A 9,732-nucleotide genomic window follows, 5' to 3' on the forward strand; every position below is an offset into this window, starting at 1 on the left:
CGGGACGGCCTTACCCCCGCCATTGCGAGGCCATCTGACCGCACCTCAAGGCGCGCGGCGAGCAAGCGGGCAGGATCCATCCCCGCCCTCGAGGACCCCCGGACTCTCCATCGCCCGGGCTTCATCGCTCGACCACAGCCCGCCGTCCTCGAGAACGTGGATCCGACGCCCTCCCCGTCGACGGGATGGGCAGGAGTCTAGACCGGGCGCTTCCTATGGCGGGTTCAGGACGCTGATGTGGAACGGTTGTCGTGGGGAAACAGTCGGTTGGCGGAAAACAAAAGGACGGCGGCGCATGAACTTGCAGCGCAGCAATTCCCGCTTTCGTCATCCTCCGGCGCTCCGCAGGAGCGACCGGGGGACCCAGTGGGCGCCGAAGGCGATCTGTTCAGGCAGGCTGTCGTGAACAGCGGCGCACTGTCAGGTTCGCGCTCACGCGCGCCGCTGGGTCCCCCGGTCTCGCTGCGCTCGCCGGAGGATGACGAGAGCAAGGAACCAGCCGGTCGCTACTCCGCCCAGCGGGGTTTGCGCTTGTCGAGGTAGGCGCGGACGCCTTCCTGGCCCTCGTCGGAGACGCGGGCGTGGGCGATGCGGCGGGCGGTGTCTTCCATCAGGCCGTGATCGATCGGACGGCCGGCCACGTCGTTGACGAGACGCTTGGCCTCGCCGACGGCGCCGGGGGCGCAGGCCTTCATCGAGTCCGAGAAGGCGGTGACGAAGCCGTCGATCGCGTCGGCCGAGGCGAGCACCTGGTCGATGAGGCCGTATTGCTTCGCCGCGTCGGCGTCGAAGCCGTGGGCGGTCATGAACAGGGCTCGGGCGGTGCGGGGGCCGACGGCCTCGACGACATAGGGGGCGATGGTCGCGGGGATCAGGCCCAGCTTGACCTCGGAGAAGGCGAAATGGGTTCCCTTGACCGCCACGGCCATGTCGCAGGCGGCGACGATGCCGGCCCCGCCGCCCATGGCCGCACCCTCGACGATGGCCACGGTCAGGGCGGGGACGTCGTGCAGGGCCTTGAGCATCTTCGCCAAACCCATGGCGTCGGTGCGGTTGTCGCCCTCGGACCAGCCGGCGGCGTCGCGCATCCAGCCGAGGTCGGCGCCGGCGCTGAAGGTTCCGCCCGCGCCGCGGATGAAGACGACGCGCACATGGTCGGCGCCCTGCAGGGTCTCGAACGCCTCATAGAGGGCGGCGATGGTCGGGGCGTCGAAGGCGTTGCGCTTGTCGGGCCGGTTGATGGTGACAAAGACGACCCCGTCCGTCGTCGAGCGGATCTGCACCAGTTTGTCGTTGGCGTCGGGCGCCGGATCGGCCAGCAACGGATGGGCGATGGCGTTGATCTCGGCCGCCTCGCCGGGGGTGACGTCGAGGGCGTTGAGGTCGGCTTCGGTCGGATCGGTCATGGTGCTCTCCTGCAGCTTGAGCGGTATAACGCCTGGCGGGCCGAACGGAACATGGGGCAATTACGATGGCGACCAGTGCGACCGACCGCATCCGCCGGATGAGCGTGGCGAGCGTGTACGTCCACTATGTCGCCAAGGCCGAGCGAAAGGGCCGCACGCGCGCCGAGGTGGACGAGGTCATCCGCTGGCTGACGGGCTATTCGCAGGACCAGCTGGAGGCGCTGCTGGAGGCCAAGACGGACTTCGAGACGTTTTTCGCGGAGGCGCCGGCGATGAATCCAAACCGGACGCTGATCACCGGGATGATCTGCGGCTATCGGGTCGAGGAGATCGAGGATCCGTTCATGCGGGAGCTGCGCTATCTCGACAAGCTGGTCGACGAGGTGGCCAGGGGGAAGGCGATGGAGAAGGTGCTGCGGCAGCCTCCCACCTGATTACATCCGGAACACGCCGAAGGTGGTCTCCGGGATCGGCGCATTCAGTGAGGCGCTGATCGCCAGACCCAGCACGTCGCGGGTCTGCGCCGGGTCAATGACCCCGTCGTCCCAGAGGCGGGCGGTGGCGTGGTAGGGGTTGCCCTCGTCCTCGTATTTCTGACGCACCGGGGCCTTGAAGGCCTCGGCCTCCTCGGGGGTCCAGGTGTCGGCGTCGCGGTGGACGGTGGCGAGGACGGCGGCGGCCTGTTCGCCGCCCATGACGCTGATCCGGCTGTTGGGCCAGGTGAACAGGAAGCGCGGGGAGTAGGCGCGGCCGCACATGCCGTAGTTGCCGGCCCCGAAGCTGCCACCGATCAGGACGGTGAATTTGGGAACCTCGGCCGAGGCGACGGCCGTGACCAGCTTGGCGCCGTTCTTCGCTATGCCCTCGGCCTCGTATTTGCCGCCGACCATGAAGCCCGAGATGTTCTGCAGGAAGACCAGCGGGATCTTCCGCTTGCAGGCCAGTTCGATGAAGTGGGCGCCCTTGAGCGCGCTCTCGGAGAACAGCACGCCGTTGTTGGCGAGGATGGCGACCGGATAGCCCCAGATGCGGGCGAAGCCGCAGACCAAGGTCGTGCCGTACAGGGCCTTGAACTCGTCGAACTCGGAACCATCGACCAGGCGGGCGATGACCTCGCGCACGTCGTAGGGGGCACGGACGTCGTCGGGGATGATGCCGTACAGCTCTTCGGCCTCGAAGGCGGGGGCGCGGGGTTCGCGGACGTCGAGGTCGACCCGCTTCACCGTGTTCAGGCTGTCGACGATCGTGCGGACGATCTCGAGCGCGTGCTCGTCGTTCTCGGCGACATAGTCGACCACGCCCGAGCGGCGGCCGTGGGTCTCGGCCCCGCCCAGTTCCTCGGCCGAGATGACCTCGCCGGTGGCGGCCTTCACCAGCGGCGGGCCCGCCAGGAAGATGGTGCCCTGTTCGCGCACGATCACCGTCTCGTCCGACATGGCCGGGACATAGGCGCCGCCGGCGGTGCAGGAGCCCATGACGCAGGCGATCTGGGGGATCGACTTCGCCGACATCCGGGCCTGGTTGAAGAAGATGCGGCCGAAATGGTCGCGGTCGGGGAAGACCTCGGCCTGGTGCGGCAGGTTGGCGCCGCCGGAATCGACCAGATAGACGCAGGGCAGGTTGTTCTGCTCGGCGATCTCCTGGGCCCGCAGGTGCTTCTTCACCGTCATGGGGAAATAGGCGCCGCCCTTCACCGTCGGGTCGTTGGCGACGATCATGACCTCGCGGCCCGAGACCCGGCCGACGCCGCAGATCATGCCGGCGCCGGGGGCCTCGCCCTTGTACATGTCGCAGGCGGCCAGCTGACCGATCTCGAGGAAGGGCGAGCCGGGGTCGAGCAGGCGTTCGACCCGGTCGCGGGGCAGCAGCTTGCCGCGGGCGACGTGGCGTTCGCGGGATTTCTCGGGCCCGCCGAGGGCGGCCTCGGCGACGCGGGCGCGCAGCTCGTCGCGCAGGGCGCGGTTGTGGGCGTCGAGGGCCTTGAAGGCGGGGCTGTTCGGATCGATGGCGGACGTCAGCTTGGGCATGGGGCTGGTTTAGGGGGGTTGAGGCGACGGGGGAAGGTGGCGCGCGCAGTTCGGAGCGCGGACCAGCGGGGCGCAAGCTTGACCGCAGGCGGCCGACTCCCATAGATCGCCGGCATCCGCCGGACGAGGATGCCTGTCCCATGTCGCAGACGCACGAGTACACCGCCGCGATCCGCTGGACCGGCGACCGGGGCGAGGGCACGAAACGCTATCTGGGCTACGACCGGACGTGGGATATCGAGACGCCGGGCAAGGCGGTGGTGCATTGCTCCAACGACCCGCTGCTGGGCGGCGATCCGGCGAAGGCCAACCCCGAGGACCTGCTGATCTCGGCCCTCTCGGCCTGCCACATGCTCTGGTACCTGCACCTGGCCCACAAGGCCGGGATCGTGGTGCGCGGCTATGAGGACCAGCCGGTCGGCCTCGGCGAGACGTCCCCCAACGGCGCCGGCCGCTTCCTGGAGGCCACGCTGCGGCCGAAGATCACTGTCGAGCGCGGCGCCGATCTGGCCCGGGCGGACGAGATCCATGGCGAGATCCACACCTATTGCTTCATCGCCCGGTCGGTGAATTTCCCGGTGCGCTTCGAGGCGACCTACGAGGAAGTCTGAGACCCGCCCGGGCGACCCCGGGTTTCCTTATGTCAGGCGCGATGGAATCCCGTTGACCTGAAACCGGGACCGTGGCCTGTCGCGCCTCCCATGTTCGCCCTCAGCCAACACACCCGTTCGACCCTGCGCGAGCTGCTGCACCTGGCGTGGCCGGTGGTGCTGGCGCGCATCGGCATCATGACCATGGGGCTGACCGACGTGATCGTGGTCGGCAACTATTCCGGTCTGGAGCTGGCCTACAGCTCTCTGGCCCTGGCCCCGACGGCGATCGTGGTGACCACGGCGGTCGGGCTGATGATGGGGGTGCAGGTGATGACCGCCCGCTTCCTCGGCGAGGGGCGGCGGGCCGAGGTCGGGGCCGTGCTGCGGCGGGGCGTCAGCTATTCGCTGCAGCTGGGGATCGCCTCGATGCTGGCCCTGATCGTGGTCGGGCCGTGGGCGCTCAAGCACATGGGGCTGGCCGAGGGGCTGGGCGAGGGAGCCTCGCCGATGCTGGTGGTCTTCGCCCTGTCGATGCCCGGCTATCTGGTCAGCGTGGCGGCGCAGTTCTTCCTCGAGGCGATGCACCGGCCCAAGGCCGGGATGTGGGCCATGTGGATCGCCAACGGCATCAATCTGGCGCTGAACCTGCTGCTGGTGCCCGACCTGCCGGGGCTCGGCATGGACGGGGCGGTCGCCTCGGCCTGGGCGACCTTCTTCGCCCGGACCTCGCTGGCGGTGTTCCTGATCGTCTACATCGTGCGCCTGCCGGAGGCGCGGGAGATCGGGGTGTTCCGGCGGCCTCAGCGCAACCGGGCCGATGAGCGTGAGCAGCGCAAGATCGGCTACGGCGCCGGCTCCAGCTATTTCATCGAGGTCGGGGCCTTCGCCGCCATGACCTTCATCGCCGGCCAGCTGGGGGCGATCGAGACCGCGGCCTGGACCATCGTGCTGAACGTCTCGGCCATCGTCTTCATGGTCCCGATGGGGCTGTCGGCGGCGACGGCGGTGCTGGTCGGGCGGGCCTATGGCGCCAAGGACGGGCGCGGGGTGCTGCGGGCCGGACTGGTCGGGATCGGGGTGGTCAGCGTCCTGACCCTGATGGTGGCGCTGGTGCTGTGGCCGACGGCGCCGCTGGTGGCCAGCGCCTACAACCGCGACCCGGCCCTGCTGGCGGTGGTGGTTCCGGCGCTGGTGCTGGCGACGCTGTTCTTCGTCGCCGACGGCATCCAGGTGGTCTCGGCCTCGGCCAACCGCGCCGCGGGCGATGTCTGGTGGCCGACGATCATGCATTTCGGGGCGTACAGCCTGATCATGATGCCGCTGGGCTGGTTCCTGGCGCATGCGATCGGCGTCGACGGCCTCGTCTGGGCGGTGATCATCGCCAGCCTCGTGTCGTCGGCGCTGCTGACCGGGCGGTTCGTGCGGGTGGCGCGGCGGCTGCCGGTGGTGAGGGCCTAGAGCTTGGGGTAGCCTTGGCGGCAGCGGGGTTGCGATATCGCGCTGCACTCGCCACTAAGCCCTACTCCCCACGACCTCCTCCCCGGAACCCATGTCCCGCATCCTGATCACCTCGGCCCTGCCGTACATCAACGGCATCAAGCATCTGGGCAATCTGGCCGGATCAATGCTGCCGGCGGACGTGTATGCGCGGTTCAAGCGGGCCCAGGGGCATGAGGTGCTCTATATCTGCGCCACCGATGAGCACGGCACCCCTGCCGAGCTGGCCGCCGCCGCCGCCGGTCAGGACGTGCGGACCTATTGCGACGAGCAGCACGAGATCCAGAAGGCGGCGGGCGAGGCCTTCGGTCTCAGCTACGACTGGTTCGGGCGGTCGTCGAACCCGCCGAACCATCGCCTGACCCAGCATTTCGCCGAGGTGCTGGAGAAGAACGGTCTGATCGAGGAGCGGGTCGACCGGATGATCTATTCCGTCGACGACGCCCGCTTCCTGCCGGACCGCTATGTCGAGGGCACCTGTCCGCACTGCGGCCATGTCGGGGCGCGGGGCGACCAGTGCGACAACTGCGGGCGGCTGCTGGACCCGACCGATCTGATCGACCCCTGGTCGTCGGTGTCGGGGTCGCGGAACCTCGAGGTGCGCGACACCCGCCACCTGTATCTGCTGCAGACGAAGCTGGCCGACCGCATCCGCGCCTGGATCGAGTCAAAGACCGACTGGCAGACGCTGGCGAAATCCATCGCCCTGAAGCATCTGGACGAGGGGCTGATCGACCGCGGCATCACCCGCGACCTGAAGTGGGGCGTGCCGGTCGTGGGGCCCGACGGCGGGCCGCGGCCGGGGCTGGAAGGCAAGGTCTTCTACGTCTGGTTCGACGCCCCGATCGAATACATCGGCGCCACCGAGGAATGGGCCGACGCCACGGGCCGGACCTGGCGCGACTGGTGGCGCACCGATGAGGGCGCGGACGACGTCCGCTATGTCCAGTTCATGGGCAAGGACAATGTCGCGTTCCACACCGTCAGCTTCCCCGCGACCATCCTCGGCTCGGGCGAGCCGTGGAAGACGGTCGACACGCTGAAGGCCTTCAACTGGCTGAACTGGTACGGCGGGAAATTCTCGACCAGCCAGAAGCGCGGCGTCTTCATGGATCAGGCGCTGGAGCTGCTGCCGGCCGACTACTGGCGCTGGCGACTGACGGCCTATGGACCCGAGCATTCGGACTCGGCCTTCACCTGGGAGGATTTCCAGGCCTCGACCAACAAGGACCTGGCCGATGTGCTGGGCAATTTCGTCAATCGCATCGTCAAATTCGCGGAGTCGAAGTTCGACGGCGTCGTGCCCGAGGCCGGCGAGCCGGGGCCGCTGGAGGCGAAGCTGCAGGCCGACGTCGCCGCCGGCATCGCCGAGGCCACGGCCGCCTTCGAGGCCATGGAGTTCCGCAAGGCCTGCCAGGCCCTGCGCGCCGTCTGGGTGCTCGGCAATGAGTATCTGCAGGAGGCGGCGCCCTGGACCGCCTTCAAGACCGATGTCGAACGCTCGGCGGTCGGGGTGCGCACGGGTCTGAACCTCGTGGCCCTGTTCGCCCGGCTGGCGGCGCCGGTCATGCCGTTCTCGGCGGAGAAGATCGCCGCCTCGGTCGGGGCGACGGACCTGTCGTGGCCGCGGCCGGACGAGGCGCTGCTGGACGTCCTGCCGCGCGGCCAGGCGGTGGCGGCGCAGGGGGTGCTGTTCACCAAGATCGAGGACGCCCAGGTGGCGGAGTGGAGCGAGCGGTTCGGCGGCGCCGAGGCCTGAGCACTATCCACTCCCGAAACGGAAAAGGCCCGGATCGCTCCGGGCCTTTTTTTGTTCAGGGGGTCGGGGGCGGCGGGTCCGCCGTGACCGGGGGCGGCGCGTCCGCCGGCGCGGCCGGGATCGGCGGGGCGGGCAGGGCGCTGTCGGCCTCGCGCATGCCCTTCATGTGTTTGGCCGCCTCCGCCTCGCCGATGTCGAGGAAGGCCGGGGCCGAGGCGTTGAATTCCTCCATCCGGTCGGTCCGCACGATCACCGAGCGGGCGCCGTCCCAGATCATGTGGAGCGCGACGTAGAGCACCACCAGCAGGCCGACGTAGCCGATCCAGCGGAAGCGGTGCAGCAGCTTGGCGATATAGGTCGCGGCCACGCCCATCAGGGCGATCGACAGGATCAGGCCGAAGACCATGATGACCGGATGGTCGTGGGCCGCGCCGGCCACGGCCAGCACATTGTCCAGCGACATGGTGACGTCGGCGATCATGATCTGCAGCAGGGCGGCGCCGAAGGTCTTGCGCTTCAGCCCCATCTCCTCGGGCGAGGGGCCCTTGCCGTGCTCGATGGCGAGGGCGAGCTCCAGCTCGTGTTCGGCCTCGGCCTGGTCGTGGGTGGCCTGCTCGCGCAGTTCGCGCCACATCTTCCAGCACACCCAGAGCAGCAGCACGCCCCCGGCCAGCAGCAGGCCGATGATGGCCAGCAACTGCACCGTGATCAGGGCGAAGCCGATGCGCAGCACCACGGCGGCGGCGAGGCCGATCAGGATGGCCTTGCGGCGCTGCTCCTGCGGCAGGGCGGCGGCGGCCAGGCCCACGGCCACGGCGTTGTCGCCGGCCAGCACGAGATCGATCATCAGCACCTTGCCGAGCGCGCTGAGCGCTTCGGGGGTGAACAGTTCGGCGGAGGTCAGAAATTCCATGCGGCGCTGTTAGGGCAGGGGGGACGGGTTGGGCAAGCGGAGACGACGCATTCAGGTTCCGCCGCGCGCGCGGGTCGCCTCATAAAGCGCGATGGCGGCGGCGTTGGAGACGTTCAGGCTTTCGAATCCCCCGGGCATGGGGATGCGCGCCATGACGTCGCAGTGTTCGGCCACCAGCCGGCGCACGCCGTCGCCCTCGGAGCCCATGACCAGCACCGTGGGGCGGCCGTCCATGGCCTGCTCCAGCGTCAGGTCCGCGGCGCCGTCGAGGCCGACCGCGCGCCAGCCGAGATCGGCCAGCCGCTCCAGCGCCCGGCTCAGATTGGTGACGCGGGCGCAGGGCAGGCGCTCGGTCGCGCCCGCGGAGGCCTTGGCCAGGGCGCCGGCGAGGGCGGGGGAGTGGCGGTCCTGCACCACGATCCCGCGCGCCCCGAAGGCGAGGGCCGAGCGGAAGATGGCGCCGACGTTCTGCGGATCAGTCAGCTGGTCCAGCATGACGATGATCCCGGAGGCGGGTTCGGCGAGGTCCTCCAGCGCCACGCCCTCCAGCGGCTGGACCTTGAAGGCGAAGCCCTGGTGCACGGCCCCGGCCGGCAGCATCCGGTCCAGCGCCTGCGGCTCGATGATTTCGATCCGGTGGCCGTGGGCCAGTCCGTCGCGCTCGATCTCGGCGGCGCGGTCCGGCGTGGCCAGCAGCCGGCCCATGCCCTTGCGGGCCGGATTGGCGAGCGCCGCCAGCACGGGATGGCGGCCCCAGACGAAATTGTCGGCGTCCGCCTTGCCGCCGCGCGCGGGGCGGGGGGCGGAATCAGCGGCCCGGGGCGACGGATTGGGGTTCCAGCCGCCGGCCTTCGGTCCACCGCCGGCGGTGGGCCGCGCGCCGTCCGAACGCCCGCCGGGCTTGCCTCCGAAGGCCGGTTTTTTGCCCGATTTCCGGTCGTTGCGTTCTGGATTTCTCGACACTATAAGACGCCCTCCGATTTGGAGCCCTGAGGGCTTTCGGGTCTGGCGCCCCTCCTATCGCAGGCGACGCGAGACACCGAGAGCTTTTGTTGCGCCGGGGGTCGAAAGACCAACGTCGCAACGGTCCGACGGTTCGAAAAGCGCGCTGGGGGAATGTCCCGAGCGGCAAAGGGGGGGGACTGTAAATCCCCTGCGTAAGCTTCGCAGGTTCGAGTCCTGCTTCCCCCACCACGCGCTTTCGAAACGACGGTCCGGACGCCATATCGGGTCGGCGGTCGACGGCCCCTGCTTCCCCCGGGAAGGGCGGGCCCAAGGCCGTCTCCGTGCGGGTATAGTACAATGGTAGTACAGCAGCCTTCCAAGCTGAATATGTCGGTTCGATTCCGTCTACCCGCTCCAGAATTCGATAGCTGACCCAATCGCCCCTTTCCGGGCCACAGGAGTTTTGGCCATGGCCAAGGAAAAGTTCGAACGTAACAAGCCGCACTGCAACATCGGCACGATCGGTCACGTGGACCATGGCAAGACGACGCTGACGGCGGCGATCACGATGGTTCTGGCCAAGGCCGGCGGC

General features: G+C 69.0%; 9 protein-coding genes and 2 tRNA genes. 7 read left to right on the forward strand and 4 right to left on the reverse strand.

The window, feature by feature from the left end:
- Window positions 1-506: 506 nt before the first annotated feature.
- Window positions 507-1,406, reverse strand: a complete 900-nt coding sequence (locus V6M45_RS12100; protein WP_332656768.1) for an enoyl-CoA hydratase-related protein — start codon at window positions 1,404-1,406, stop codon at window positions 507-509.
- Between the two features lie 65 nt (window positions 1,407-1,471).
- Between V6M45_RS12100 and V6M45_RS12105 the strand changes: the two genes are divergently transcribed.
- The gene (locus V6M45_RS12105) at window positions 1,472-1,840 is read left to right on the forward strand and encodes a DUF2200 domain-containing protein (RefSeq protein ID WP_332656770.1); all 369 of its coding nucleotides are present in this window, start codon (window positions 1,472-1,474) and stop codon (window positions 1,838-1,840) included.
- Here the strand turns inward: V6M45_RS12105 and V6M45_RS12110 are convergent, their stop codons facing one another.
- Window positions 1,841-3,433 (reverse strand): carboxyl transferase domain-containing protein, encoded by a 1,593-nt coding sequence (locus V6M45_RS12110; RefSeq protein WP_332656772.1) that lies wholly within the window; start codon window positions 3,431-3,433, stop codon window positions 1,841-1,843.
- 140 nt (window positions 3,434-3,573) lie between these two features.
- Between V6M45_RS12110 and V6M45_RS12115 the strand changes: the two genes are divergently transcribed.
- The 3 genes from V6M45_RS12115 (at window position 3,574) to metG (ending at window position 7,282) form a co-directional block, all read left to right on the forward strand.
- Window positions 3,574-4,044, forward strand: coding sequence for an OsmC family protein (locus V6M45_RS12115; protein ID WP_332656774.1), 471 nt, complete (start codon window positions 3,574-3,576; stop codon window positions 4,042-4,044).
- A 90-nt stretch (window positions 4,045-4,134) separates the two neighbouring features.
- Window positions 4,135-5,484: an MATE family efflux transporter gene (locus tag V6M45_RS12120; RefSeq protein ID WP_332656776.1), complete on the forward strand. Its 1,350-nt coding sequence runs from the start codon at window positions 4,135-4,137 to the stop codon at window positions 5,482-5,484.
- A 91-nt stretch (window positions 5,485-5,575) separates the two neighbouring features.
- Window positions 5,576-7,282 (forward strand): methionine--tRNA ligase, encoded by a 1,707-nt coding sequence (gene metG / locus V6M45_RS12125; RefSeq protein WP_332656778.1) that lies wholly within the window; start codon window positions 5,576-5,578, stop codon window positions 7,280-7,282.
- A gap of 55 nt (window positions 7,283-7,337) precedes the next feature.
- Here the strand turns inward: metG and V6M45_RS12130 are convergent, their stop codons facing one another.
- The gene (locus V6M45_RS12130) at window positions 7,338-8,195 is read right to left on the reverse strand and encodes a TerC family protein (RefSeq protein ID WP_332656780.1); all 858 of its coding nucleotides are present in this window, start codon (window positions 8,193-8,195) and stop codon (window positions 7,338-7,340) included.
- Window positions 8,196-8,246: 51 nt separating this feature from the next.
- Complete coding sequence (gene rlmB, locus V6M45_RS12135) at window positions 8,247-9,158, reverse strand: 23S rRNA (guanosine(2251)-2'-O)-methyltransferase RlmB (RefSeq protein ID WP_332656782.1); 912 nt, start codon at window positions 9,156-9,158, stop codon at window positions 8,247-8,249.
- A 147-nt stretch (window positions 9,159-9,305) separates the two neighbouring features.
- Between rlmB and V6M45_RS12140 the strand changes: the two genes are divergently transcribed.
- The 3 genes from V6M45_RS12140 to V6M45_RS12150 all read left to right on the forward strand — a co-directional run.
- Window positions 9,306-9,389: transfer RNA gene (locus V6M45_RS12140), tRNA-Tyr, on the forward strand.
- A 94-nt stretch (window positions 9,390-9,483) separates the two neighbouring features.
- A tRNA-Gly gene (locus tag V6M45_RS12145) sits at window positions 9,484-9,557 on the forward strand.
- A 52-nt stretch (window positions 9,558-9,609) separates the two neighbouring features.
- Window positions 9,610-9,732 (forward strand): GTP-binding protein (locus V6M45_RS12150; protein WP_332653630.1); only part of this gene is annotated, 123 nt, incomplete at its 3' end.

The organism is Brevundimonas sp. (assembly GCF_036676055.1).
Classification (GTDB): Bacteria; Pseudomonadota; Alphaproteobacteria; order Caulobacterales; family Caulobacteraceae; genus Brevundimonas.

Bases quoted from the DNA above. Each gene is read 5' to 3' on its own strand.
- V6M45_RS12100 (WP_332656768.1), bottom strand. From the start codon at position 1,406: ATGACCGATCCGACCGAAGCCGACCTCAACGCCCTCGACGTCACCCCC.
- V6M45_RS12105 (WP_332656770.1), top strand. From the start codon at position 1,472: ATGGCGACCAGTGCGACCGACCGCATCCGCCGGATGAGCGTGGCGAGC.
- V6M45_RS12110 (WP_332656772.1), bottom strand. From the start codon at position 3,433: ATGCCCAAGCTGACGTCCGCCATCGATCCGAACAGCCCCGCCTTCAAG.
- V6M45_RS12115 (WP_332656774.1), top strand. From the start codon at position 3,574: ATGTCGCAGACGCACGAGTACACCGCCGCGATCCGCTGGACCGGCGAC.
- V6M45_RS12120 (WP_332656776.1), top strand. From the start codon at position 4,135: ATGTTCGCCCTCAGCCAACACACCCGTTCGACCCTGCGCGAGCTGCTG.
- metG (WP_332656778.1), top strand. From the start codon at position 5,576: ATGTCCCGCATCCTGATCACCTCGGCCCTGCCGTACATCAACGGCATC.
- V6M45_RS12130 (WP_332656780.1), bottom strand. From the start codon at position 8,195: ATGGAATTTCTGACCTCCGCCGAACTGTTCACCCCCGAAGCGCTCAGC.